The 26,003-nt window shown below is 57.6% G+C and carries 25 protein-coding genes and 1 tRNA gene; 17 read left to right on the forward strand and 9 right to left on the reverse strand.

Annotated elements, in window-relative coordinates; translation table 11 throughout:
* The first annotated feature begins 137 nt into the window (after positions 1–137).
* Positions 138–671: a single-stranded DNA-binding protein gene (locus tag ASC96_RS22960; protein WP_060505402.1), complete on the forward strand. Its 534-nt coding sequence runs from the start codon at positions 138–140 to the stop codon at positions 669–671.
* A gap of 77 nt (positions 672–748) precedes the next feature.
* On the opposite strand, the gene ASC96_RS22965 is transcribed toward ASC96_RS22960, so the two are convergent.
* Positions 749–1,378 (reverse strand): MarC family protein, encoded by a 630-nt coding sequence (locus tag ASC96_RS22965; protein ID WP_060505403.1) that lies wholly within the window; start codon positions 1,376–1,378, stop codon positions 749–751.
* A gap of 231 nt (positions 1,379–1,609) precedes the next feature.
* On the opposite strand from ASC96_RS22965, the gene gyrA reads away from it, so the two are divergent.
* Positions 1,610–4,405 (forward strand): DNA gyrase subunit A, encoded by a 2,796-nt coding sequence (gene gyrA, locus ASC96_RS22970; RefSeq protein ID WP_060505404.1) that lies wholly within the window; start codon positions 1,610–1,612, stop codon positions 4,403–4,405.
* A gap of 198 nt (positions 4,406–4,603) precedes the next feature.
* On the opposite strand, the gene ASC96_RS32965 is transcribed toward gyrA, so the two are convergent.
* The gene (locus ASC96_RS32965; RefSeq protein WP_156393872.1) at positions 4,604–4,744 is read right to left on the reverse strand and encodes a hypothetical protein; all 141 of its coding nucleotides are present in this window, start codon (positions 4,742–4,744) and stop codon (positions 4,604–4,606) included.
* Between the two features lie 358 nt (positions 4,745–5,102).
* Here ASC96_RS32965 and coaD point away from each other — a divergent pair, with 358 nt between their 5' ends.
* The 5 genes from coaD to tgt all read left to right on the forward strand — a co-directional run bounded on the left by coaD (position 5,103) and on the right by tgt (position 9,039).
* Positions 5,103–5,597 (forward strand): pantetheine-phosphate adenylyltransferase, encoded by a 495-nt coding sequence (gene coaD / locus ASC96_RS22975; protein ID WP_060505405.1) that lies wholly within the window; start codon positions 5,103–5,105, stop codon positions 5,595–5,597.
* Between the two features lie 29 nt (positions 5,598–5,626).
* Positions 5,627–6,196, forward strand: a complete 570-nt coding sequence (locus ASC96_RS22980) for a peptidylprolyl isomerase (RefSeq protein ID WP_060505406.1) — start codon at positions 5,627–5,629, stop codon at positions 6,194–6,196.
* Between the two features lie 41 nt (positions 6,197–6,237).
* The gene (locus ASC96_RS22985) at positions 6,238–6,747 is read left to right on the forward strand and encodes a peptidylprolyl isomerase (protein ID WP_060505407.1); all 510 of its coding nucleotides are present in this window, start codon (positions 6,238–6,240) and stop codon (positions 6,745–6,747) included.
* 79 nt (positions 6,748–6,826) lie between these two features.
* Positions 6,827–7,912, forward strand: a complete 1,086-nt coding sequence (gene queA / locus ASC96_RS22990; protein WP_060505408.1) for a tRNA preQ1(34) S-adenosylmethionine ribosyltransferase-isomerase QueA — start codon at positions 6,827–6,829, stop codon at positions 7,910–7,912.
* Positions 7,909–9,039 (forward strand): tRNA guanosine(34) transglycosylase Tgt, encoded by a 1,131-nt coding sequence (gene tgt, locus ASC96_RS22995; protein WP_060505409.1) that lies wholly within the window; start codon positions 7,909–7,911, stop codon positions 9,037–9,039. The genes queA and tgt overlap by 4 nt, the downstream gene beginning before the upstream one ends.
* Before the next feature lie 10 nt (positions 9,040–9,049).
* Here the strand turns inward: tgt and ASC96_RS23000 are convergent, their stop codons facing one another.
* From ASC96_RS23000 to ASC96_RS32970, 3 genes are all read right to left on the reverse strand, one after another.
* On the reverse strand, positions 9,050–10,237 hold the full coding sequence (locus tag ASC96_RS23000) for a class I SAM-dependent methyltransferase (RefSeq protein ID WP_060505410.1): 1,188 nt from the start codon (positions 10,235–10,237) through the stop codon (positions 9,050–9,052).
* 96 nt (positions 10,238–10,333) lie between these two features.
* Positions 10,334–10,756 carry a DUF4864 domain-containing protein gene (locus ASC96_RS23005; protein WP_060505411.1) on the reverse strand — a complete coding sequence of 141 codons (423 nt, stop codon included), beginning with the start codon at positions 10,754–10,756 and terminating at the stop codon, positions 10,334–10,336.
* Between the two features lie 238 nt (positions 10,757–10,994).
* On the reverse strand, positions 10,995–11,381 hold the full coding sequence (locus ASC96_RS32970) for a hypothetical protein (RefSeq protein ID WP_156393871.1): 387 nt from the start codon (positions 11,379–11,381) through the stop codon (positions 10,995–10,997).
* Between ASC96_RS32970 and ASC96_RS23010 the strand changes: the two genes are divergently transcribed.
* Both ASC96_RS23010 and ASC96_RS23015 read left to right on the forward strand, forming a co-directional pair.
* The gene (locus tag ASC96_RS23010; RefSeq protein ID WP_156393870.1) at positions 11,374–11,829 is read left to right on the forward strand and encodes a hypothetical protein; all 456 of its coding nucleotides are present in this window, start codon (positions 11,374–11,376) and stop codon (positions 11,827–11,829) included. The two genes, ASC96_RS32970 and ASC96_RS23010, sit on opposite strands and share 8 nt — an antisense overlap.
* Entirely contained in the window at positions 11,826–12,509 is a 684-nt protein-coding gene (locus ASC96_RS23015) for a hypothetical protein (RefSeq protein ID WP_060505413.1), read from the forward strand. The genes ASC96_RS23010 and ASC96_RS23015 overlap by 4 nt, the downstream gene beginning before the upstream one ends.
* Before the next feature lie 391 nt (positions 12,510–12,900).
* Here the strand turns inward: ASC96_RS23015 and ASC96_RS23020 are convergent, their stop codons facing one another.
* Together ASC96_RS23020 and ASC96_RS23025 are read right to left on the reverse strand one after the other, a co-directional pair.
* Positions 12,901–13,734 (reverse strand): M10 family metallopeptidase C-terminal domain-containing protein, encoded by an 834-nt coding sequence (locus ASC96_RS23020; RefSeq protein ID WP_060505414.1) that lies wholly within the window; start codon positions 13,732–13,734, stop codon positions 12,901–12,903.
* Between the two features lie 264 nt (positions 13,735–13,998).
* Positions 13,999–14,088: transfer RNA gene (locus tag ASC96_RS23025), tRNA-Ser, on the reverse strand.
* 706 nt (positions 14,089–14,794) lie between these two features.
* Between ASC96_RS23025 and ASC96_RS23030 the strand changes: the two genes are divergently transcribed.
* The 7 genes from ASC96_RS23030 to ASC96_RS23060 all read left to right on the forward strand — a co-directional run bounded on the left by ASC96_RS23030 (position 14,795) and on the right by ASC96_RS23060 (position 22,218).
* Positions 14,795–15,829 (forward strand): septal ring lytic transglycosylase RlpA family protein, encoded by a 1,035-nt coding sequence (locus tag ASC96_RS23030; protein WP_060505633.1) that lies wholly within the window; start codon positions 14,795–14,797, stop codon positions 15,827–15,829.
* Positions 15,830–15,897: 68 nt separating this feature from the next.
* Positions 15,898–17,052: a D-alanyl-D-alanine carboxypeptidase family protein gene (locus ASC96_RS23035; RefSeq protein ID WP_060505415.1), complete on the forward strand. Its 1,155-nt coding sequence runs from the start codon at positions 15,898–15,900 to the stop codon at positions 17,050–17,052.
* 124 nt (positions 17,053–17,176) lie between these two features.
* Complete coding sequence (tmk, locus tag ASC96_RS23040) at positions 17,177–17,875, forward strand: dTMP kinase (RefSeq protein WP_060505416.1); 699 nt, start codon at positions 17,177–17,179, stop codon at positions 17,873–17,875.
* Positions 17,872–18,915 carry a DNA polymerase III subunit delta' gene (locus ASC96_RS23045; RefSeq protein WP_060505417.1) on the forward strand — a complete coding sequence of 348 codons (1,044 nt, stop codon included), beginning with the start codon at positions 17,872–17,874 and terminating at the stop codon, positions 18,913–18,915. Before tmk ends, ASC96_RS23045 begins: the two co-directional genes overlap by 4 nt.
* 122 nt (positions 18,916–19,037) lie before the next feature.
* Positions 19,038–20,588 carry a methionine--tRNA ligase gene (gene metG / locus ASC96_RS23050; RefSeq protein WP_060505418.1) on the forward strand — a complete coding sequence of 517 codons (1,551 nt, stop codon included), beginning with the start codon at positions 19,038–19,040 and terminating at the stop codon, positions 20,586–20,588.
* A 12-nt stretch (positions 20,589–20,600) separates the two neighbouring features.
* Positions 20,601–21,380, forward strand: coding sequence for a TatD family hydrolase (locus ASC96_RS23055; protein WP_060505419.1), 780 nt, complete (start codon positions 20,601–20,603; stop codon positions 21,378–21,380).
* Position 21,381: 1 nt separating this feature from the next.
* A complete protein-coding gene (locus ASC96_RS23060; protein WP_060505420.1) occupies positions 21,382–22,218 on the forward strand; it encodes an MBL fold metallo-hydrolase in 837 nt (278 codons plus the stop codon).
* Between the two features lie 10 nt (positions 22,219–22,228).
* Here ASC96_RS23060 and ASC96_RS23065 read toward each other — a convergent pair whose 3' ends face one another.
* Positions 22,229–23,173, reverse strand: a complete 945-nt coding sequence (locus ASC96_RS23065) for a phosphoribosylaminoimidazolesuccinocarboxamide synthase (protein ID WP_060505634.1) — start codon at positions 23,171–23,173, stop codon at positions 22,229–22,231.
* Positions 23,174–23,572: 399 nt separating this feature from the next.
* On the opposite strand from ASC96_RS23065, the gene ASC96_RS23070 reads away from it, so the two are divergent.
* Positions 23,573–25,000: an ISNCY family transposase gene (locus ASC96_RS23070; protein WP_060505421.1), complete on the forward strand. Its 1,428-nt coding sequence runs from the start codon at positions 23,573–23,575 to the stop codon at positions 24,998–25,000.
* Positions 25,001–25,006: 6 nt separating this feature from the next.
* Here ASC96_RS23070 and ASC96_RS23075 read toward each other — a convergent pair whose 3' ends face one another.
* On the reverse strand, positions 25,007–25,744 hold the full coding sequence (locus ASC96_RS23075) for a hypothetical protein (RefSeq protein ID WP_060505422.1): 738 nt from the start codon (positions 25,742–25,744) through the stop codon (positions 25,007–25,009).
* Positions 25,745–26,003 lie beyond the last annotated feature (259 nt).

Genomic DNA, 26,003 nt, shown 5'->3' on the forward strand with positions numbered 1-26,003 from the left:
AAGAAAGAACGAATTTTGAAAACTGTTGTGGATGACAGGATGCAAAGGGGCGTATGCTTGGCCATCAGCCGCTAAGATGCGCGCTCTGAATTTGGAAGCCGGGCCGCAAGGTCTGGCAGGATAGCGGGAAAAGCAAGATGGCAGGCAGTGTCAACAAGGTGATTTTGATCGGTAACCTCGGGGCAGACCCGGAAATCCGGCGCACGCAGGACGGCAAGCCGATCGCCAACCTCAACATTGCGACTTCGGAAAGCTGGCGCGACCGCAATTCCGGCGAGCGCAAGGAAAAGACCGAATGGCATCGTGTGGTGATCTTCAACGAAGGTCTCTGCAAGGTTGCTGAGCAATATCTGAAGAAGGGCTCGACGGTCTATGTCGAAGGCCAGCTGCAGACCCGCAAATGGCAGGACAAGGATGGCCAGGACCGTTATTCGACGGAAGTGGTGCTGCAGGGCTTCAACTCGACGCTGACCATGCTCGGCGGCCGTGGTGACGGACAGGGTGCCGGTGGTGGCCGCGGTGGCTCGGATTACGGTGGCAATGTCGGCGGCGGTTCCAGCAACTATGGCGGCGACTACGATCGCCCGTCTTCGGCTCCATCGGGCCGCGGCAGCAGCAGCAGCAGCGGCGGGAATTTTTCGCGCGATATGGACGACGATATTCCGTTCTGATCCAAACGATCTACAGTCAAAAAGGCCCGGGAAACCGGGCCTTTTTCGTCAATGGGACCTGCCACAATCGAGCGTGATCACAACCCCATTGTCGATTTGACGCCATCGACGACGAACTGCACCGCCAAGGCCGCGAGGATGACGCCGAGCAGGCGTGTCAGGATGGCGCGGCCGGTGACGCCTAAAAACCGGTCGATGCGTTCGGCGATGACGAGCGAGGCAAACAGGACGGCCAGGCAGAAGGCGATGACCAGGATCAGCTGCACACGGTCGATGGTTGCCGAAAACGAACCGGACAACAGGATCGTCGCCGAGATGGCGCCGGGGCCGGCAATCAGCGGCAATGCCAACGGGAAAACCGCGATATTGTGAATGTGATCGCGGGTGATGGCAGTTTCGCCGGTCTTTTCCTTGCGCTCGTTGCGCTTCTCGAAGATCATTTCGAAGGCGATCCAGAACAGCAGCAGGCCGCCGGCAATCCGGAAGGCGCCGATGGAAATACCGAGCAGGCCAAGTATACTACTTCCGAACAAAGCGAACGCCGACAGGATGAAAAAAGCGATCAGCGTGCCACGCCGCGCCACCAGAAAGCGCTCCTGACGGCTCATGCCGACAGTCAAGCTCAGGAAGATCGGCGCAAGGCCGGGCGGATCGATGGTGACCAGGATCGTGGTCAGCGCATTGATCAAAAGGTCGATATGAGACATCCCATTCCCCTCGCGGCCTTGTTTATGATGACCGTCTGATGAATTGTTAGGCGAGGGGATCGCTGAATGAAAGACCTGTCCTTCACCGTTTAGCCGCTTTTGCCTTGCAAATGCCTGCAAGAGCGACGATGAGCCTAAAAGGCTGTTCACAACCCGGCCCCGAAATTGGCGCTCGCCAACGCATTCGGCTATAAAAATCTGTCTGATTCTGAACAAAGATCGTGATCGAAATTGACTGAACAAAGCACACCAGGCGGCGGCAAGAACCCACCAGGCATCGAGCCCATTTCCATCATGGAGGAAATGCAGCGCTCGTATCTCGATTACGCCATGAGCGTTATCGTCAGCCGTGCTCTTCCCGATGTCCGCGATGGTCTGAAGCCCGTGCACCGGCGCATCCTGTTCGGGATGAGCGAACTGGGCATCGACTGGAACAAGAAATACGTCAAATGCGCCCGCGTAACCGGGGACGTGATGGGTAAATTCCATCCGCACGGCAACTCGGCGATCTATGATGCGCTCGCCCGTATGGCGCAGCCTTGGTCGCTGCGGCTGCCGCTGATCGACGGTCAGGGCAATTTCGGCTCGATCGACGGCGATCCGCCGGCGGCCGAACGTTATACCGAGTGCCGGCTTGAAAAGGCCGCCCATGCGCTGCTCGACGATCTCGACAAGGAAACGGTCGATTTTCGCGACAACTACGATGGTACGCTGAGCGAGCCGTCCGTCGTGCCTGCGAAGTTCCCGAACCTTCTGGTCAACGGGGCAGGCGGCATCGCCGTCGGCATGGCGACCAATATCCCGCCACACAATCTGATCGAAGTGATCAACGGCTGTATCGCGCTGATTGACGAGCCTGGCCTTGAACTGCCGCAGCTGATGGAGATCATTCCGGGGCCGGACTTCCCGACCGGTGCCTTCATTCTTGGCCGCTCCGGTATCCGTTCTGCCTATGAGACGGGCCGCGGCTCGGTCATCATGCGCGGCCGCGCCACCATCGAGCCGATGCGCGGCGACCGCGAGCAGATCATCATCACCGAAGTTCCCTATCAGGTGAACAAGGCGACGATGATCGAGAAGATGGCCGAACTGGTCAAGGACAAGCGCATCGAGGGTATTTCCGACCTTCGCGACGAATCCGACCGCCAGGGTTACCGTGTCGTCGTCGAACTGAAGCGCGACGCCAATGCCGAGGTCATCCTCAACCAGCTCTATCGCTACACGCCGCTGCAGACCTCGTTTGGTTGCAACATGGTTGCGTTGAACGGCGGCAAGCCGGAGCAGATGACGCTGCTCGACATGCTGCGCGCTTTCGTTGCGTTCCGCGAGGAAGTCATCAGCCGCCGCACCAAATACCTGCTGCGCAAGGCGCGCGAACGCGCGCATGTGTTGGTCGGTCTTGCCATCGCCGTTGCAAATATCGACGAGATCATCAAGCTGATCCGGGAGGCGCCGGATCCGGCCACCGCCCGCGAACAATTGATGACACGCCGCTGGCCGGCATCGGATGTCGAAAGCCTGATCCGTCTGATCGACGATCCGCGCCACCGTATCAACGAGGACCTCACCTATAACCTGTCCGAAGAGCAGGCCCGGGCGATTCTCGAATTGCGTCTGGCCCGCCTGACGGCCCTTGGCCGCGATGAAATCGGCGACGAACTGAACAAGATCGGCGCCGAGATCAGCGATTATCTCGATATCCTGTCGTCACGCATTCGCATCATGACCATCGTCAAGGACGAACTGATTGCCGTTCGCGACGAGTTCGGTACACCGCGCCGCACAGAGATCGTCGAAGGCGGTCTCGATATGGATGACGAAGACCTGATTGCCCAGGAGGATATGGTCATCACCGTGTCTCACCTCGGGTATATCAAGCGCGTGCCGCTGGCGACCTACCGGGCCCAGCGCCGTGGCGGCAAGGGCCGCTCCGGCATGGCGACGCGCGACGAGGATTTCGTCACGCGCCTGTTCGTTGCCAACACCCACACGCCAATGCTGTTCTTCTCTTCGCGCGGCATCGTCTACAAGGAGAAGGTCTGGCGCCTGCCGGTCGGTACACCGCAATCGCGCGGCAAGGCTTTGATCAACATGTTGCCGCTGGAGCCCGGCGAACGCATCACCACGATCATGCCGCTGCCCGAGGATGAGGCGACGTGGGAAAACCTCGACGTGATGTTCTCGACGACGCGTGGAACGGTTCGCCGCAACAAGCTGTCGGATTTCGTCCAGGTCAACCGCAACGGCAAGATTGCCATGAAGCTGGATGAAGAGGGTGACGAAATCCTCTCCGTCGAAACCTGTACCGAACATGACGATGTGCTGATGACGACGGCACTCGGCCAGTGCATCCGCTTCTCGGTTGATGATGTTCGCGTCTTTGCTGGCCGCAACTCGATCGGCGTTCGCGGCATCACGCTCGGCGAGGGCGACCGGATCATCTCGATGACCATCGTCGGCCATGTCGATGCCGAGCCGTGGGAACGGGCAGCCTACCTGAAACGCGCTGCCGCCGAACGGCGCGCGGCAACCGGCGAGGACGAGGAAATCGCGCTCGTCGGCGAGGAAGTCACCGAAGAAGGTCAGCTCGACGACGCCCGTTATGAGGAACTCAAGGCACGCGAACAGTTCGTGCTGACGGTCTCCGTCAAGGGCTTTGGCAAGCGCTCCTCCACCTACGACTTCCGTACATCGGGCCGTGGCGGCAAGGGTATCCGCGCGACGGATACCTCGAAGACCGGAGAAATCGGCGAACTGGTCGCGGCCTTCCCGGTCGAAGACAATGACCAGATCATGCTCGTTTCCGATGGCGGCCAGTTGATCCGCGTTCCGGTTAGCGGCATCCGGCTTGCAAGCCGTGCCACCAAGGGCGTGACCATCTTCTCCACTGCCAAGGACGAAAAGGTCGTCTCGGTCGAGCGTATCAGCGAGCCTGAAGCAGAAGAGGACGAGGACGCCGCGGGCCAGGCTGAGACGCCGGATGACGATGCTCCGGCCATCGATCCGCCGGCTGCAACGGAAGAGTAAAATCTTTCGTCCCATTATTACAAAAAGCCGGGTGATCGCATCGCCCGGCTTTTTCTTTTACCCCGGGCTTTGCGCAGCAGTGATACAAACCGCCGTCATCAGGGCTGATTAAGGCAAAGAAAAACCGGACTGGCAGGGGAACCGTCCGGCTTTTATGACAGCGGCACTGGAGGTTGTCGCTGTGGAACTTTGAAAATGTCACACGCTGAAACCGCCGGCGTCGCGGCTCATTGCTTTCATTGCGCTTCTGTCGCGCTGAAGTTCGAAAATTGTTTTGGCGAAATCGACCAGGAACACGATACTGATCACTGCCGATATGATCATCATTGTGATGGCCATTGTAGTTCATCCTCTACTTTAACAAACGCGTACGATTAAGGTGAGGCCCGTCATTGCGCGCTTCGTTTCTGATCGCGTTTGCCGTTGCAAAAAGCATGACAAAGAACATGGTCATAGACAGAAGAATAAGTGCCATAGCGGTGATCCTTTCAGCCAGTAAACGGCCTTGACTGGAAAAAGTTCCGTTCTCTACTTGACGATGTACAAGCCCGTCCTTGAAACAACCTTGAACACACTCTTCATTTAGCGTTCATGTCATCGGGCTGCTGTTCCAAAGGGAACACGTGGAGCGGCAAGCGTGCTCCCTTGCGATTGCCCGCAGACCGTGACACAAGGCTTCGAAATGGAAACAGGCGCGATGACCACTGCTTTTTATCCCGGCTCCTTCGACCCGATGACGAACGGCCACCTCGACGTGCTGGTGCAGGCGCTGAATGTTGCGTCGGCGGTTATCGTTGCGATCGGTGTTCATCCTGGCAAGACGCCACTGTTTTCCTTTGAAGAGCGCGCCGCCCTCATTGCGCAGTCGCTCAAGGAATTCCTTCCTGAAAGGGCCGCCGATATCTCGGTCGTTTCCTTTGATAATCTCGTTGTCGATGCCGCGCGAAAACATGGCGCTTCGCTTCTGGTCCGCGGCTTGCGAGACGGCACGGACCTCGATTATGAGATGCAGATGGCGGGCATGAACCGGCAAATGGCGCCGGATATCCAGACCCTGTTTCTTCCGGCCGGTACGGCCTCGCGGCCCATTACCGCCACATTGGTTCGCCAGATCGCTGCCATGGGCGGTGATGTCAGCGCCTTCGTACCCAAGGCCGTTCATGCGGCCCTGAACGCAAAACGCAAATCCTGACGTTTTCTTTTATTTCCATGGGAGCTCATATGAAAATTCTCCAACTCGCTTTCGCAGGCGCCGTTGTCCTCGCATCCCTGACCAGCAATGCCTTCGCCCAGGCCAAGGAATACATCACCATCACGCTGAAGGACGGCCCGGTCGTCATCGAGCTGATGCCGGATGTTGCGCCCAAGCATGTCGCGCGCATCAAGGAACTGACCGAAGCAGGCGATTACAACAATGTCGCCTTCCACCGCGTCATCCCGGGCTTCATGGCTCAGACCGGCGATGTCCAGTACGGCAATATGGAGAAGGATTTCAAGCCGGAGATGGCCGGCATGGGCGGCTCGTCCAAGCCGAACGTCGAGGCTGAATTTTCCAAGGTACCGTTTGCGCGCGGTACGGTCGGCATGGCCCGCAGCCAGGACCCGAATTCCGCCAATTCCCAGTTCTTCATCATGTTCGCCCCCGGTGACTTCCTGAACGGCCAGTACACGGTGGTCGGACAGGTCGTCGAAGGCATGGACAATGTCGACAAGATCAAGAAGGGCGACGAAGCCAACAACGGTTCCGTCACCGATCCCGACCGGATGATCAGCGTCAAGGTCGGCAAGTAATCGCGTTTTGAAACGCCCGCTTTAACAAGAAGGAGAAGGCCGTGACAGAGATCAAGGATCCTGAAAACACCATCATCATGGAAACCACCAAGGGGCAGGTCGTCATCCAGCTTTTGCCGGACCTGGCGCCGGGCCACGTTGCCCGCATCAAGGAACTGTGCGCCGAAGGCGCCTATGACGGCGTCGTGTTTCACCGCGTCATCGACGACTTCATGGCGCAGACCGGCGACGTGCAGTACGGCAAGACCGGTGGCAAGGACTTCAATCCGGCCCGCGCCGGGATGGGCGGCTCCTCCAAGCCGGACCTCAAGGCTGAATTCTCCAACATGAGCCACGTGCGTGGCACGTGCTCGATGGCGCGCAGCCAGATGCCGAACTCGGCCAATTCGCAGTTCTTCATCTGCTTCACCGACAGCCCATGGCTGAACAAGCAGTATTCGGTCTGGGGCCAGGTCATTTCCGGCATGGAAAATGTCGACAAGATCAAGAGGGGCGAGCCCGTCAAGGATCCTGACACCATCGTGTCGATGAAACTTGCCGCCAACGCCTAATTCAGGCTATTGCCAAAACCCGTCCCGGATCGCCTGGAAAAGGCGCCGGGGCGGGTTTGCCGTTTAAAGAAGAGTTTTGATGCGCGTCGATTTGTTCGATTTCGATCTCCCCGAGGATAATATAGCGCTGAGGCCCGCAAGCCCGCGCGACAGCGCCCGGCTGCTCGTTGTCCAGCCGCAAGAAAGCGATCAGCTGATCGATCGTAGCGTCGTGGATCTGCCATCCTTCCTTCGTCCGGGTGATGCTCTCGTTTTCAATGATACCAAGGTCATTCCAGCTCAACTGGAGGGGATTCGCCGCCGCGGCGAGGATGTCGTCACGCAGGTTTCCCTGACGTTGCATATGCGTATCGCTGCCGACCGTTGGAAGGCGTTCGCGCGCCCCGCCAAACGTCTCAAGCCCGGCGATCGCATCGAATTCGGCCACGGCACCAACACCTGTCTCACAGGCGCGCTGGACGCGACTGTTGAAGAGAAAGGCGACGCAGGCGAGGTGACGCTGCGGTTCGATCTTTCCGGCCCGGCGCTGGATGAAGCGATCCTTGCCGTCGGCCATATTCCGCTGCCTCCCTATATTGCCTCCAAGCGCCCCGAAGACGAGCAGGACCGCACCGACTACCAGACGGTTTACGCGCGCGAACATGGGGCCGTTGCAGCGCCGACTGCTGGCCTCCATTTCACTGATCGCCTGTTCGAGGCACTGGATGCGCTTGGCGTCGAGCGCCATTTCGTCACCCTGCACGTGGGCGCTGGCACGTTTCTACCAATGAAGGTTGACGATACCGACGATCACGTCATGCATCAGGAGATCGGCCATGTCAGCGCTGACGTGGCCGAACGGCTGAACGCCGTCAGGGCGAGGGGCGGGCGCATCGTCTGTGTCGGCACCACCTCGCTGCGGCTGATCGAGAGTGCCGCTGAGGAGAATGGCGACATCCGCCCATGGTCCGGCCCGACCGGCATTTTCATCACGCCCGGTTATCGTTTCCGCGCCGTCGACATGCTGATGACCAATTTCCATCTGCCGAAGTCGACGCTGTTCATGCTCGTTTCGGCCTTCAGTGGCATGGACACCATGCGGCGCGCTTACGAGCACGCCATCGAAACCGGCTACCGATTCTATTCCTACGGCGATTCCAGCCTGCTTTTCCGGGATGCAACATGACCGAGACTTTTCAGTTCAACATCAAGGCAACTGATGGCAAGGCCCGTCGCGGCACGGTATCGATGCCGCGCGGCGAAATCCGCACGCCGGCCTTCATGCCGGTCGGAACCGTCGGCACGGTCAAGGCGATGTATCTCGATCAGGTCCGCGATCTCGGCGCCGATATCATCCTCGGCAACACCTATCACCTGATGCTGCGTCCAGGCCCGGAGCGCGTGGCGCGTTTGGGCGGTCTGCATGAGCTGATCCGTTGGCCCTATCCGATCCTGACCGATAGCGGCGGTTTCCAGGTCATGTCGCTCGCGGGCCTGCGCAAGCTTGACGAAAAAGGCGTGACCTTCAAGAGCCATGTCGATGGTGCGTTGCATCACATGTCGCCGGAGCGCTCGATCGAAATCCAGGGTTTGCTCGACAGCGACATCCAGATGCAGCTCGATGAATGTGTGAGACTTCCGGCAGAACCCACTGATATTGAACGCGCAATGGAAATGTCGCTTCGCTGGGCCGACCGCTGCAAGACTGCTTTTGGCGATCAGCCGGGCAAGGCGATGTTCGGTATCGTTCAGGGCGGCGATGTGCCGGCGCTGCGTGTCCGTTCGGCACAGGCGCTGTCTGGGCTTGATCTCAAGGGCTATGCGATCGGCGGCCTTGCTGTCGGCGAGCCGCAGGCCGTCATGCTCGACATGCTTGACATCACGTGCCCGGAACTGTCGGTAGAAAAGCCGCGCTACCTGATGGGCGTCGGTACCCCTGATGATATCCTGAAATCCGTGGCCCGTGGCATCGACATGTTCGATTGCGTCATGCCTACACGCGCTGGCCGTCACGGCCTGGCGTTCACCCGGCGCGGCCGCGTCAACCTGCGCAATGCCCGTCATGCGGAAGATACCCGGCCGCTCGACGATCAGTCGGCCTGCCCGGCGTCACGCGACTATTCGCGCGCCTACCTGCATCATCTCGTGCGTGCCGACGAGAGCCTGGGTGGCATGCTGCTGACTTGGAACAACCTGGCCTATTACCAGGAATTGATGGCAGGTATCCGCACGGCAATCGAGGAGGGCCGCTATGCCGCCTTCATGGAAGAGACGCAGGAAGAATGGCGCCAAGGAGACCTGGCGCCACTCTGAGAGGCTGAGTTCAGGCTAATTTCGCCTTGACGATGATGCGGCTGAGGTCGCCTGCCGCATTTGACAGCTTGATGGAGTACAGACGATCGCGTTTCGTCTCGAAGCGGAAAGTGCTGTCATTCGCGGTCAGCTTGCCTGTCTGCAACGTTTCCCAGGTCACGCTCCCGGAAATCGGGCGATGCTTGACGGTCCATTTCAGCTTGTCAGGACCGCCCTTCGGAATGATGACGTCGATCAGCGCAGCGCCGTTGCCAAAGACTTGAGGCTGGATGCTCAGGCCGCCTTTTTCCGCTGTTGTCTGAAGATATTGGAACTCCGACCAGAGATCGCGCAGATAGCCGTCTGCCTGGCTCGTAAGGCGCTTGCGCGATTCCTCAAGTCCACGCACCTCGGGTCGCACCTTCGCGCGGCTGGCGTCCTTTGTCAGTACCATCACATTCGCCGCCAGAAGAATCCCGCGGCGGAAGGAGACGATCGGCTTGGAGAACTTCCTGCCAGGATCGAACCCGTAATCCTGGAGACGTTCGGGATGAGGGCGGTTGAAGATGTGATCGCGCACGAAGCAATCGAAAACCGGTTCCGCATGCAGCGGCGATGCATGGATCAGGTCAATCAGATGATTGGGATCGAAATAGTAGTTGTGTGGAATAGGCTCCGTGACGCCGCCAAACGTAATGGCGGTGGTGAAGGCGTAGACGCCCCCCGGTTTCAGCACACGTTCGACTTCGCTAAAGTGGCGGAGGAAATCTTCGTCGCGTCCGATGTGCTCGAAGGAACCCGTCGACCAGCAGAAATCGAAGCTCTCGTCAGGAAAGTCGAGTTTACGCATATCCATGGCCATGGCATCGACCTTCTGCGCGTCAATCGGCCAAGGTGCCTTCTGCAGGATAAGATCGCGCGGATTGTCCGTGCGCACGCCGACCCAGCCGCTGTTCGGCAGGTAGAGATCGGTAACCATCGTCTTCGCGACGCGTGGAACAATCGCATAAATTAGCTTTTCTGTCCCGGCACCCATCGCAAGGCCCTGGGCCACAGGGGTCAACTTACCCTTTTGGGCCAAGGCCCGGAAGATCATTGCGAACTCCCATGCACGCCGCGAACCGAAGGGAATGGATTTCAGATCGTCCCGAAGGATACTATCGATCTCCGGATCGAAGAGATCATAAATGTCGCAAACTTTCTGCAGTGGCAAATTCACGCTTAATTCTCCCGGCTTAATTAGGCTGTTATGTCTAAGGGAGCGTGCGCGTTAACGTCAATGCACCACAGTGCAGAGTTGCGTTATTTCGGTTGTTTAAATTTCGGGGCCTGGCGTTTGCCGAAGCAGCTGTACGCCGTTGATTTTGTAGGTGCCATCGGGTTGCCTGACGAGAAAATACAATGCCGTCCAATCCTTGCCGTCTGGCCCGGATATCAGCACTTCCTGCACCACCGTACCGCTCTCGATCTTGTTGCGCCCAAAGGCGAAATTGCCGGGGCGGTAGACCGGCGCATAGCTACGTTTGACCATATCGAAGAAGACGCTTTTGTCTGGAAACTTTTGCCTGATCTGCGGGGAGGCAAAAGAATAGGCCGTCTCGGCATCATCGTGGAGAAAGGCTTCGATCTGGTTCTGGATGATCGACTGGGCCGTATCGACAGGCTCCGCCGCCTGGGATAGCGGCGCCGTAGCCAAGAGAATGGCAATGCATGCGCAGGCTTTGAATGTCCGGATCATTTGCCATCTCCTTGCTGACCATCGCGATAGACAGGATACGTATGTCGAGAGAAAATGGTTTTTCACTGGAGTTAGGTTTTTCGTATTTTACAAATACACACTAATATCAATTGGTTGTTTTTATTTATTGAATTAAATTCTTGAGGTTTGCCAATGGCGTGAGAGCTTCTTCGGTAGATTGGGTGTAACACCAGTCGATCCCTCATCCTGTCCCAGATCATAGGAGAATGCCGGTCGATCAACCAGAGGGAGTTGCATGGAAAGAAAGCAGAATTTGCTCCCGTGCTTTCGGGGAAGCCGCTACGATGATCAATGCAACCTGTTGCCGAACATCGCAACTTCGTGCATATGTGAGTATTGATGAATATAAAGAATTGGTTTCATCCAATTTCAGAGGGAGCCGAAACCTATCCGGGTGAAACAGGGCGGCTGGATTCGCCGCCAAACGAAAGCATGCCGTTTTAAACGTGGCGTGACCTAACTGGCTCAGTTTGATTGCGCGGGTCGAGCGTTCTATCGCCACGTTTTCTGCCAGAGATGAAGTTTTCTTAATGTCGATCGCGATCGCGGACATGTCTAATTGCCGCAGCAGCTTGGCAAGCCACAAGGAGATCATGATGGCCAAGGAACCGGATTCGGGAAAAGCGCTGAAGACGAACGCATTGGTGTCGCGCCTGCTGGAGGCGGGCAGCGAAAATGCCGTTGCATTCACCGGATTTGTTGCGCCGTCTCGCCGCGAGGGGCACATAAAGCTGATTTTCCGGCTCAATGACCTATCTGGTGGTATCGAGATCGCCGAAAGCGACATCGTCGCAACTGCCGACTTGCCTAAATCCAGTCTCGGAGCGGTCGCCGTCTGGGTCCGGCGAGACGCGGTAATCAGCCAGACGAACTCCACGAGCGCACAAGGTGCGGCGTTCCCGAGACAGAACGGCGCCTTGGCGGATGTACGGCGGGCAGGGCTTCGCATGAAAGTAAGGTCACAGGCTCGCGATACCTGCACCTGTTTCATTATCTGCGATGGAACGCAATGCGTGCCCTGCACCTGCCAATGCCTGGCGCAAGTTCAATGACCATGGCCGTGCAGAATGCATCAGGTGCTGCGGACGTTCATGCCGAAGCTTTGGCGTTCGAGGCCCCCTATCTTTCCGAGAAACTGCTGAAAGACGACGTCGTCCGTTCCCGCGAAGAGGCTGAAGCCCTCTTTCGCGAGGTAAAGCGCTACCTCGTTTTGACAGCGTCCAGCCCCGCAGTCGCATGGGGTATGTATTCGCTGAGAATCGATCAGATCTGGCACCAGTTCATTCTATTCACACGTCAGTATATCGAATACTGCCGCGCAAATTTCGGAAAGTACATTCAGCATGCGCCCAGTACCGCGCCGACGGTAGAAGGCTTGCCTAAAATGACGCCCTCCACGCTGGCTATGTTCGCGCAGCGGTACGAAGAGTTGTTCGGCGAGCCGCTGCCTGACCTGTGGTACGACGAGAAAAATGTCACGCTGGATCGGCGCATCGTCAATTCTCGCCGCCACGCCTTCTACCTGCAGGATGATGACGACATGGTCGAACTTTTGAGCAATGAGGGGGAAGCCGTGTTCGCTGTTGACCAGACGGCCCGTGCAGCTCTGGAGTTCATTACATACAATGGCAGCTTTTTCGTGCGCGAATTGCCAGGCGAAATCAGCGATGAGCAGAGGGTCGCGCTCGTTTCGACGTTGATCGAATGCAAGCTCCTTAATTTGGCGAGTTGATCGAAGGTCGGGCTTGGTTCCAGAGCACCGCAGCATGACTGCATGGGCGCATTGCCGCCGTGAGCGTCTGGCTCGAAATTATTTCTGATTTCTTGCTCTCCAAAAAGCGACCGGTAATTGTTTTCGACAATCGCTCATCAACGCAAACTTCTGCAATTTTTAACGAGGTTGCGGAAAGGTTCTGGCGGAAGAGGTGAGAGCTATGGGGTGAATTTCGTCGTTGTTTTCGTTGCTTAATTTGCATTAGTCGTCCAGCGTAAATGCAGCAATCGATGCATCAGGAATGTAGCAGCCAGTGGGCACAAAAAAGCCGCCTCAGTTGGCGGCTTGTCGTTCTGATTTCAGCGACTTCGCCAATCATCTTTTCGATGAAATGACGTGCTATCCGGGTTCAGAGGAAGAAATCGTCGGCATACATCTTGATCTTGCCGTCCAGAATTATCTCAAAATCAGCTTTCTTATCGCCGTTCAGATCGCCGTAGACGTGAGTGTCGCCGTCCTTTTCATATTTGTAGTTCAACTGGCCCTTTTTGCCACTGAAGTCTTTCGCACCGAGCCATTTGAAAGGCTGGTTACCCGAATAGTCGGAGCGAGCATCAATGGCACGTAGGTCGATGACATCACGGGTTCCACCACCGGCAACATGCTGCCAATCGTAGATGATGTCGGGGTTTTTCAGCGTGCTTTCGTTAATGGCTTTGTAGAGGAAGGTATCAGCGTCTTCACCGCCCCATAGCTTATCGCCCCCGGTACCGCCGTACAGCACATCATTGCCAGCAGAGCCACGGATTTGGTCATTACCCGATCCGGTGATGATATAGTCCATGCTATTGGTGCCAAAGATTTTGTCAGCTTGACCAGTTCCACGGACTTCCTCAATAACGTCCGTAACTTGAAGCCCTGCGATTGCTCTCCCGGTTGTGCCATCGGAGAAAGTAGCGTCTACGGTAAAATTAGCCTTATAAGCGTGGAAGCTGTCAGGATATTTCTCGTAGTCGAGTGCGGATTTTAGGACGATCTTCGCCCCAATGATCTCGAATAAGTCGGATGGATAATTTTCCGTTTCAAGCATGCCGCCATAATTGACACGCTCATATGACGAGATCGCCGCTGAAGTAATCGAGACTCCCAACCCTTCAGGGGAGATGGTGGCAATCTCGGTTCCCAACGGCGTATTTTCAGGCAAATCGTTCAAGAGCATCGTGATAATGAGGTTCGTGGGCATTTAAATTCCTCCATAACTTCAAATAAGATGTGCTTTAAAACGAGCGACACAACGTTTAGCTTGATGAAAATCAAAGATATCCTGTTTGTGGGCGTGCCCTCGGTAGCAGAACCCGTCTCACGTTATTATCTGCGACAGTATATGTTCTCTGGCAAGTTTCAAAGAAAATCGGGACATTAGATTTCTAAGATCCGTTCGAATCCCTGCTCTTCCATAAACTGTTGATTTTTCTTGATTATTTTTCTGAATTTGGGCCGTTTTTTTTGGCGGAAGAGGTGGGATTCGAACCCACGGTACGGTTTCCCGCACGCCGGTTTTCAAGACCGGTTCCTTAAACCACTCGGACACTCTTCCTGATAACGGGCATGAATGTGATGCCGTTTTGGCCGGGCGGTGGTTTTCCCGAGCAAACTTTTGACATCAGCCTGTCACGGCTCGCTTTATAGCTTGCCGATTGCGAACGTCAACCGGTCCTGTGGCAGGCCGTAGCTGGTGGCGGTGCAATTGAAAGGTGTCGCTGACGCGCGTTGCGGCTGTGCAACAAAACAACCGCTGTCCGGTTCGTCACACCGTGTTTAGATTGTGTGGACATGCGATGTTGATGAGCCGTGATAGGATGCACCGGGTTTTCTCGGCCGTGTCAGAAGCCCATGCCGCCCGCGATACGCCCGATACCTCCACGCAGGACGTGGCCGCAATTTACCGTCAGCCTCAGTATTTTCCACATTTATTCGCAACGCCGGCAGCGCCATAATCGATATTCGTTATCATAATATCGAATATGTCTGCTAGGAGAACGTATTCGTCTGATTTTACTCTCCTATCACCTGTGCTTTCGGTCGCCTTTCGACAGATCTCGATAATATCTGGGCTGGACCTCCATTAACTATTCATAAACCATAAATTCAATTGTTTCATTCCGGCACGGTTAACCGTTCGCATTTTCGCCACGTTGTTGTCATGATTAATCGACTGTTACATTTCGTGACGCCGGTATTTTCGCGGGGGCAAGCGCGGGAAAATGCTGCGTACGAGTTTTGCGAATGGCGATGTGGGGCACATGACTTCCAATCTGACTGCGGCTTTTTTCTTCAAGGGATTGCGGGTTGCCGCCATTCCCATGCTTTGCGTCGGGTTGACCGCGTGCGGATCGACCGGAGGCATCAAAAAAGACAAGCCGCGCAGCAAGGAATATTTTGCCGAGTCGATCTATGGCGTGAAGGCCAGTCCGCGCGTTGTTGGCGAGGGGAAGGCTGTTCCCAAGGGCGGCGGCCGCTACCAGGTCGGTAAGGCCTATCAGGTCAAGGGTAAATGGTACCAGCCGAAAGAGGATTTCGGTTACAATAAGACCGGTATGTCTTCGTGGTACGGGTCCGCCTTTCACGGCCGCTTGACCGCGAACGGCGAGGTTTACGACAAGTATCACCTGTCGGCTGCGCATCCGACATTCCCGCTGCCGAGCTATGCCCGCGTTACCAATCTCGAAAACGGCACGTCTGTCGTGGTCCGGGTCAATGATCGCGGTCCTTATGAATACGGGCGCATCATCGACGTTTCGTCAAAAACCGCCGACTTCCTCGACATGAAGCGCAAGGGTAGCGCCCAGGTTCGCGTCCAGTATATCGGCAAGGCGCCGCTCGAAGGCAACGATATGCCCTATCTGATGGCTTCCTACGTCAAGAAGGGCGATCGCACTCCGAACGCATTCCCAGAAGGCCAGATCGCCACGGGCGTGATGGTCGCTTCGAATGAGCCGCTGCGCAAACAGGCCGGCAATCTCGGAACCCTGACCATTCCGGCCAAATCGAACCTGGAGATGGGAGTGCCGGTGACCGCGCTTGCCGAAACCGCAATTCCGCGCCCATCGCCGGCCGGGCTCGACGCATTCGCGATGCTGCCGGAGATCGGCCCGATCCCGCGCGAGCGCCCAGACTATATTCCGATGCCCGCTGGCAACATGGCCTATGCGGCGGCCTACGTCGAAGCGCGTGTCAGCGATTCCGAAACGGCTTTCGATGCCATTCTCGTTGACCAAAACCCGCTGACGCCGAATTCGATTGTCGAATATGCCAAGCGCAAGAGTGTCACGCGCTAATCCCGATCCTTCGTGATTGATCACCGGTGGACCGGCTGCTATTGCCGGAGAAGGCGCCGGAGTTTGGAATGCATACACGACTGGTCTCGGTTCTCTTTTCTCTTGTCTTGATTGTCTGCGCTCCGTCGGTGGCGCAGGCGCAGGCTTTCGAAACCAAGGCGAAGCAGGTCTACCTGATCGATGCCGAAACAGGCACGGTTCTGTTCGCCAAGGATGAAAACGCCGTCGTCCCACCGGCATCACTTGCCAAGCTGATGACCATGGAAGTCGTCTTCGACGCAATCCGAAAGAACGAGCTGACGCTCGATACCGAATTCCCCGTTTCCGAGCATGCCTGGCGAACCGGCGGCGCGCCGTCGGGAACGTCGACTATGTTTGCCGCGCTGAAATCACGTGTTCGTGTTGTCGACCTGATCCAGGGTGTGACCGTCCAGCTCGCCAACGACGCCTGCATCATTCTCGCCGAAGGCATGACCGGCAGCGAGGAAGCCTTTGCCAAGCGCATGACAGACCGCGCCCGGGAACTCGGGCTGACCGGTTCGGTCTTCCGCAACGCCACCGGTCTGCCGGATCCTCAGAACAAGACAACGATGCGCGACATGGCGCTGCTGGCGCAGCACATTCAGGCCAATTATCCCGACTTGTTCAAATATTACTCCCAAACGGAATTCCAGTGGAACAAGATCCTTCAGCGTAACCGCACGCCGCTGATCTCGGCCAATATCGGTGTCGACGGATTTGTCACCGGATTTGCCGAAGGGTTCGGCTTTGGCATGGTCGCCACGATGCAGAAGGACACAAGACGCGTGTTTCTGGCGCTGGGTGGCCTTGCGACCGACAAGGAGCGCGTCGAGGAAACGCGTAAGATCCTCGACTGGTCGATGACGGCATTTGAAAGAAAGAGGCTGTTCGAGGCCGGAGATAGCGTCGGTGAGGCGAGCGTCTATGGCGGTGCGGTGTCGCATGTTCAACTCGTCACGGCCACGGCTGTCGATGTGCTTGTGCCAGTCAATAATCCGGAGCGGCTTTCGGCTAAGGTGATCTACCGCTGGCCGCTGGCGATGCCGGTCGAGGCTGGCAAGCAGGCAGGTACGCTGAGAATCTGGAGCGGTGAACGGCTCCTGCGTGAGGTGCCGGTCGAGACCAATGCTGCGGTAGGGCAGGGATCGCTCTCCACTAGGGCCTTGGATGCACTACAGGAGCTGTTGTTCTTCTGGCTCTGATGAAATGACGCCGCAAGCGGTTTCGCGGCCGGGCACAATCAGTTAAACAGGCCCTGTGCCCGGCACAGATAGGACGCCCGCGCTGTGCGGGCGTTCCATTGAAAATAATATACGGGATCGAGCAGTGTCAGTCGGAACAGGCGTGTTTGTTACATTCGAAGGCGGCGAGGGCGCTGGAAAATCCACCCAGATTCGCCTGCTTGCCGATTCCTTGCGCGAGCGTGGCTATAGTGTCCTGACGACGCGCGAGCCTGGCGGTTCGCCGGGGGCGGAAGCCGTTCGGCACGTGCTTTTATCCGGTGCAGCCCAGGAGTTCGGCGTGCGCATGGAGGCAATCCTGTTTGCCGCTGCGCGCAGCGATCACGTCGAAGAAGTGATCCGGCCGGCACTGTTGAAAGGCACGGTCGTCATCTGCGACCGGTTCATGGATTCTTCGCGCGTCTACCAGGGCGTCACCGGCAATCTGGAGCCTGGCTTTATCGAAGCTCTGGAGCGCGTGGCAATCAATGGCGTGGTGCCCGATTGCACGATCGTTTTCGACCTGCCGGCCGCCCTTGGTCTTGAGCGGGTGCGCCGGAGGGCCGGGGCCGCGGAGGTCCTGACGGGCCAGGAAGTCGAACTCGACCGCTTCGAGAAAGAAGAACTCGAGACCCATGAAAAGCGCCGTGAGGCCTTTCTCGATATCGCCAGTGCCGACCCCAGGCGTTGCCACGTGGTCGATGCCTCTGCCTCGGCCAGCGACATTGCAGCCCATGTGCTTTCGATCATCGAGCCGATGTTGCCTGGATCGGGTAATGGACCGGATACGGAAGCGGCCCAATGAGCACAGACAGGTTCGACGTTCTCGACGGCGCCATCTCCCCGGCTGAAAACACGCGGCTTTTCGGCCATCGGGAGGCCGGGCATTTTCTGGCACAAAGCTACCGGTCGGGGAAAGGGCATCACGCCATCCTGATCGAAGGGCCTGAAGGCATCGGCAAGGCGACGCTTGCCTTCCGCTTCGCCAATCACGTGCTCACCCATCCCGATCCGGCGCAAGCTCCAGCGGAGCTTGCCGATCCTGATCCGGACTCGATCGCCAGCCGACAGATCGCCTCCGGTGCGTCGCACAACCTTCTGCACCTGACGCGGCCCGTTGACGAGAAAACCGGCAAGGTCAAGAGCGCTATTACGGTGGATGAGGTGCGCCGGGCTGGTAAATTCTTCTCGCAGACGTCGGGTACGGGCAACTGGCGGATCGTCATCGTCGATCCGGCCGATGACCTCAATCGTAACGCCGCTAACGCGATCCTGAAAATCCTCGAGGAACCGCCGAAGCGCTCGTTGTTCCTGGTCTTGACCCATGCACCGGGTAAGCTTTTGCCGACAATCCGGTCGCGTTGCCTACCGTTGCAGCTAAAGCCGCTGGCGCCAGAGGCCATGCGCAACGCGATGAACAATCTCGGCTTCGATCTTTCCGGGCCGGATGGACAAAAGGTGCTGGCATCGGCCGACGGCAGCGTTTCAGAAGCGCTGAAGCTGATCAACTATGGCGGCCTCGACATCATGGCGACGTTCGAGGCGATCATCGCGGGCCAGGAGCCGGGTATCCGCAAGGATATGCACAAACTTGCCGACGTGCTGGCTGGAAAGGACAGTGAAACAATTTTCGCGTTCTTCCTGGCGCTGGTGACAGGGCACTTGATGGGGGAGGCACGCCGCGCCGCGCTCTCTGGCGATCTCGACAGGGCGGACCGGTTTGCACGTTTGTCGAGCAGCATTAACGAGCGGATTGCCGTGGCGCAGGCTTACAATCTCGATCGCAAGCAAACGGTTTTATCGATTCTGGACGACGTGAAAGCAGCATCGCGCACGATGGCCTGAGTTTCCATTGTATTTCGTTGCGGCATCACATTGCTGCTTTTCTAGGCGTGCACTGTTTCATCCCGCCATTGGATGCGCTAATAGCCAGACACCCAAGATCAGACACAGGCCGAAACCCGATCATGACCGACACGTCCCCATTCTACATCACCACCGCGATCTCCTATCCGAACGGCAAGCCGCATATCGGCCATGCCTATGAGTTGATCGCGACCGATGCGGTGGCCCGCTACCAGCGGCTGGACGGGCGCGACGTCTTCTTCCTGACGGGAACCGACGAACACGGCCAGAAGATGCAGCAGACGGCCCGCAAGGAAGGCATCACCCCGCAGGAACTGGCCGACCGCAACTCGGCCGAATTCCAGAACATGGCCGTTCTGCTGAATGCCTCCAACGACGATTTCATCCGCACGACCGAACCGCGTCATCACGAGGCTGTCCAGAATATCTGGAACCGCATGGGCGAGGCGGGCGATCTCTACAAGGACAGCTATTCCGGCTGGTATTCGGTGCGTGACGAGGCCTATTACCAGGAGGGTGAAACCGAAGTGCGCGCCGATGGCGTACGCTACGGGCCACAGGGAACGCCGGTGGAGTGGGTGGAGGAGGCCAGCTATTTCTTCAAGCTCTCTGCCTATCAGGACAGGCTGTTAAAGCACTACGAAGAAAATCCGGACTTCATCGGCCCGGCCGAGCGCCGCAACGAGGTGATTTCCTTCGTCAAGTCCGGCCTGCGTGATCTGTCCATGTCGCGCACGACCTTCGATTGGGGTATTCCGGTTCCCAACGACCCGAGCCATGTCATGTATGTCTGGGTCGATGCCCTGACCAACTATATTACCGCGACCGGATATCTCACCGATCCGCAAGACCCGCGCGCCAAATACTGGCCGGCCAACATCCACATGATCGGCAAGGACATCATCCGCTTCCACGCCGTCTACTGGCCCGCCTTCCTGATGTCGGCCGGCCTGCCTTTGCCGAAGAAGGTCTTTGCCCACGGCTTCCTGCTCAACAAGGGCGAGAAGATGTCGAAGTCGCTCGGCAACGTCGTCGATCCGGTCAATCTGGTCGAGCATTTTGGTCTCGACCCGATCCGCTATTTCTTCCTGCGCGAAGTCTCCTTCGGCCAGGACGGCAGCTATAGCGAGGAGGGGATTGCCACCCGCATTAACTCCGACCTCGCCAACGGTATCGGCAACCTCGCCAGCCGGTCGCTGTCGATGATCGTCAAGAATTGCGACGGGCAGATCCCTGTGTGCGGGCCGCTCACCGATGAAGACAAGGCGATGCTGGCGGCGGCCGATGCGCTGCATGCCTCGACCCGCGACGACATGAATGCGCTGATGATCCACCGGGCACTGGCCTCGATCATCGCCGTCGTCTCCGAGGCCGATCGTTACTTTGCCGGTCAGGAGCCGTGGGCACTGAAAAAAACCGATCCGGCCCGCATGGGAACCGTGCTTTACGTGACTGCGGAAGTCGTGCGCCAGATCGCCATCCTTCTGCAGCCGATCATGCCGGAATCGGCCGGAAAGTTGCTCGATCTCGTGGCTGTGCCTGCGGATAACCGCAGTTTCGCCTCGCTCGGCCAAGCCGGACGCCTCACCGCCGGAACGGTGCTGGAAGCACCGAAGCCTGTGTTCCCGCGCTATGTTCCGCCGGAAGTTTGAGGACATCCAGCGATGCTGATCGATACCCATTGTCACCTGGATTTTCCGGACTTTGACGCCGAGCGTGACGCGATCATCGAGCGGGCGCGTGCGGTCGGCGTTGAGCAGATGATCACCATCTCGACGCGCGTGAAGAAGTTTGATACGATCTTGGCCATTGCCGAAAACTATGCCAACGTCTTCTGTTCCGTCGGTACGCATCCGCACAATGCCGATGAGGAACTGGATATAGAGACAGACGATCTGGTGCGGTTGTCGGCGCATCCGAAGGTCGTGGCGATCGGCGAAGCCGGGCTCGATTATTTCTACGATAATGCGCCGCGCGACGCCCAGGCGATCGGCCTGAGGCGCCATATCGCTGCCGCCCGGGAGACGCAGCTGCCGCTGGTCATCCATAGCCGTTCGGCTGACGATGACATGGCGGCGATCCTGACCGAGGAAACAGGGAAGGGGGCCTTCCCTTTTCTTCTCCATTGTTTCTCCTCCGGTCCTGAACTGGCCAAGGTCGGCGTCGATCTGGGCGGCTACATCTCCTTTTCGGGTATCCTGACGTTTCCGAAATCGGAAGAGCTGCGCGAAATTGCCAAGACTGTGCCGCATGACCGGATGATCGTCGAAACCGATGCGCCATATCTGGCGCCAAAACCGTTCCGGGGCAAGCGCAACGAGCCGGCCTATGTGGCGCATACCGCGCAGGTTCTGGCCGAGACGATCGGCGTTTCGACGCAAGAGATTGCCGCGATCACCACCGACAACGCGTTCCGCGTCTTTTCTAAAATGCCGAGACTGTGAGATGGCGGTGAGGCGGGTCTTCACCATTCTTGGCTGTGGTTCGTCTCCGGGCGTGCCGCGCATCAACGGCGATTGGGGTGCTTGTGACCCCGCCAATCCGAAAAACCGCCGCACCCGCGCCGCCTTGCTGATCGAACAGATAGGTGACGACGGCGGCACCACCACGGTCGTTATTGATACCGGCCCCGATTTTCGCGAGCAGATGATTGCGGCAAAGGTCAAGAATATCGACGCCGTCTTCTATTCACATCCGCATGCCGACCACATCCACGGCATCGACGATCTGCGCGGCTATGTCCAGTACACCGGCAGACGCATGCCGATCTGGGCCGATGCGCTGACCATGGAACGCATTCGCGAAGGGTTTCGCTACTGCCTGGAGACGCCGCAAGGCAGCGGCTATCCGCCGATCGTCGAACCAAAAATCATCGATCCATCGCTGGCGCCTGTGGCCATCAGCGGCGCAGGCGGCACGATCCTGTTCCAGCCGGTCCTTCAAAACCACGGCAGCATCATGTCGATGGGCTTTCGCATCGGCGATTTTGCCTATTGCAGCGATGTCAGCGATTTTCCGCCGGAGACCATCGGCAAGCTTGCCGGACTGGACACTCTGGTGATCGACACGCTGCAATACAAGTCCCATCCGAGCCATCTGTCGCTCGAGCAATCGCTCGGATGGATCGCGCGCTTTGCCCCCAGGCGTGCCGTGCTTACTCATATGCACACACCGCTCGACTACGAAACGGTGATGCGCGAGACGCCTGATCATATCGAGCCGGCCTATGACGGTATGCAAATTGCGTTCGATATCAGCGGCGAGGCCGGCGTCGCTTGCTAACCGGGATCGATCAGCTGAAATAAGGCTGCAGATTCTTCCGGATTCGATCGAGAACGGTGGCGCCGGATAGGTCGGCGATGAAACGCTTACCAGTGATCGTCTCATAGGCCTCGATATAGACTTTCGAGGTCTGCTCGACGAGATCGGCTGGAATTTCCGGGATCGGATCCTTGTAGGGATCGCAGCGTTCGGTCACCCAGGCGCGGACGAAATCCTTGTCAAAGCTCTTTGGCCGCGCGCCTGAAGCAAAGCTCTGCTGGTAACTCTCGGCAATCCAGTACCGGCTGCTGTCCGGCGTGTGGATCTCGTCGGCGAGAACGATACGGCCATCCTTGTCGGTGCCGAACTCGTACTTGGTATCGACGAGGATGAGGCCACGCTCGGCAGCACGTTCCTGGCCGCGGGCGAACAGCGCCAGCGCGTATCGCGAGACGGTTTCCCATTGTTCGGCCGTCAGCAGCTTTTGCGCGATGATTTCATCGGCAGAAAGCGGCTCGTCATGACCGCCGTCAAAGGCCTTGCTGGTTGGCGTGATGATCGGCTGCGGCAGTTTCTCGTTGTCCTTCAGGCCGTCTGGCAAACGGATACCGTACATCTCGCGCTCGCCGTTCCTGTATTTGGTGAGGATCGATGTGCTGGTCGTGCCAGCGAGATAGCCGCGCACGACGATCTCGACCGGCAGGATGTCGAGCCTCGTGCCGATGACGACATTCTGATCCGGATAGGACACCACATGGTTCGGACAAATGTCGGCGGTTTCCTCAAACCAGTACCGCGCTGTCTGGGTCAAGACCTGGCCCTTGAACGGAATTGCGGTGAGGATGACATCGAAAGCGCTCAGCCGGTCGGTGGCGATGATGATGCGATTACCATCAGGCAGATCGTAATTTTCGCGCACCTTGCCATTGTAGCGTCCTGGCAATTCAGGAATGAAAGCATCTGAAAGAATGCGCAAATCGCTCATCGGGCGGGGTCTTTCGCTAGCGGTGGAGACCGGTATCGCTTAAGCCTTGGGACCCGGTAAGGTCAAGGCAGCATAAGCCTGAAATACGAACATTGAGATCGCTCTTCATGCATATTAGTTCCATAATCTATCTTACGTGACATCTTTTTGTAAGGGCTATTTAGTAATGCGACAGTTGGGCCAGTTAGAGATGCGACAGTCTCGCCTCTCGACGCACTGGTCAAAACCAACGTTGGGAGCAAGGATNTTGTAAGGGCTATTTAGTAATGCGACAGTTGGGCCAGTTAGAGATGCGACAGTCTCGCCTCTCGACGCACTGGTCAAAACCAACGTTGGGAGCAAGGATGACGATCTTCAGCCTGGTCGAGACCATGAGCGGTCGGAGTCGTCATGTCCTTTTTGATCACCATGTCGCAGAAAGAATTGCATCGCCTCGAACTCATCCAGAAGATCCGTGACGAACGCCTGAGCGTCGTCCAGGCGGCCGAACGGCTCGACCTCAGTCGAAGCCAAGTCCATCGGCTGCTGCAGGCCTATAACCGGGATGGCCCGGCCGGGCTTGTTTCGAAGAAGCGATCACGGCCGAGCAATCGGCGCCACAGCGAGGAGTTTCGCAATGCGGCGCTGGATCTGATCCGCGAACGCTATCTGGATTTCGGTCCGACGCTGGCACGTGAGAAGCTGATCGAGCTGCACCGGATTTCGGTCGCCAAGGAAACGCTTCGGCAATGGATGACCGAGGCCGGCATCTGGGTTTCTCGCCGTGAACGCAAGAAGCGGGTTTTCCAGCCACGCGGCCGACGTGACTGCTTTGGCGAACTGGTGCAGATCGATGGCTCACATCACTGGTGGTTCGAGAACCGTGGCCCCAAATGCGCCCTGCTCGTCTATATCGATGACGCGACTGGCAAGCTGCTGCATCTACGGTTTGCTGGCTCGGAGAATACATTCGACTATCTGCATGCGACGAAGGCCTATCTGCAGCAATGGGGCAAGCCGCTGGCGTTTTACAGCGACAAGCACGGCGTTTTCCGCTCACTCCATCCGTCGAAGAAAGACCGGACGAGCGGCCTAACGCAGTTCGGCCGGGCGCTTTATGAGCTGAACATTGACATCATCTGCGCCAATACCCCGCAGGCCAAGGGCCGGGTGGAACGTGCCAACCAAACATTGCAGGATCGGCTGGTCAAGGAGATGCGGCTTCGCGGCATTGATACGATCGAGGAAGCCAATGCCTATGCGCCTGAGTTCATTACGGATTTCAACGCGCGCTTCGGCAAGCTGCCGCGCAATCCGAAGGACATGCATAGGCCGTTGGCCGCGCATGAGAATCTCGATGGCGCCATGTGTCGCAAGGAGATCCGCACGTTGTCGCAATCCCTGACGCTGCGCTACGACAAGGTGCTGTTCATCCTCGATCCGACCGAGATTTCAACGCCTTTGGCAGGTAAGAAGGTGATTGTCTGCGACTATCCGGACGGACGGCTCGAGATCATGCACGAGAGCTATGCCCTGCCCTATAGAACCTTCGATACGTTACGCTCGGTGCATCGTGCCGAGGTCGTCGACAACAAGCGGCTGGACGACATGTTGTCGATCGTCGCCGAGATGCAGACCGGCAGAGAACAGCAGCGCAGCAAGGGCGGACCACGGCGCACCGGGCAGAAAGATCATATGTTCGGTATTCGCGACGGCAGCACGGCGAACGGGTATCAGAAGCGTGGCCGCAAGCCGGGTCGGCGGACGGATTTCATGAACGATCCAGCGGTGATTGCGAAGCGCGAGAAAGCATTATCGAAGCAGCCGGCGGCGGAATAAGACGTTTCAATGCACCCCGATGTCGCTTTGTGTATCCGATTCCAGCTGCAGGCAGGCGGACCAAAGTGGCGTCTTGTGGAAGGATCCATCCTGGAAAAGCGTGAGCCCTTCTCGTGCCTCGTAGAGCAGGCCGAGCCAGCACAGGCGCCTCAGCACGCCATATTGGACATCGGATTTCAGTTCCCAGGCTTCCAGGGTCATTTCGGTGTCTGACAGGGGCGCGAAGTCTGGATTGAGGATTTTTACAACATCCAATGGCGTGCAACCTCCTCTGGCCTTGATATTGAGAAGATTGAGGAACATGCGCCACCAGCGCAATCGAGCCTGAACGTCCTCTTGCCGATCGGTCACGTGGACATACGAATAGAGATAGTCCGTGGCGACCAGATCGAAGAAGGCTTGCGGGTTCAGCAGAAACTCGCGCCCTCGTTTGGTTGGCAGCAGAACATTCTTTTTCCGGCGAAGCAGTTTGAGATGGCGGGTCATGTCGCGCACGACCCAGAGCGGCGGCATGTCGCTCTCATTGAGCACCTTGTGCATGCTGTAGAGGTCTTCGGCGGTGAACCCCGGCCAGAGGAAATTAACCGCGGCCCAATGCACGAATTTGCGGTTCATGGCGCCGGTCGCAGTCAATCCTATACCACGCTCGCCGTCGGCATAGGCAACGGCTAGAAGCATGCCGCGAACAAGTGGTGACAGCGCGGCGATGTCGACGTTGGCCTGCAATTTGATTTCCGGAAGCATCGTGCGGCTTTGATCCCTACCTGCCCTATGCAGGCATGAGCGAGTATCAACGGGTGACGGAACAATTGCCACTGAGAAAGCTAAAGCCGAAGGGGAGCGTCATACCCGCAGCCGGTCCCGGTCGGGGGCTAACCGGCGGAGCAAGACGATACCAGTGTCGCGTTTCTAACTGGTCACCACCGTCGCAGCCCTATCCAGCTTTGACACTTTTTGTAGCCGCAAAGTTAAAGTGTCCTGATCCCGCAAAGTAAGAATGTCA

This window comes from Rhizobium sp. Root1204 (genome assembly GCF_001424965.1).
Taxonomy (GTDB): Bacteria; Pseudomonadota; Alphaproteobacteria; order Rhizobiales; family Rhizobiaceae; genus Pararhizobium.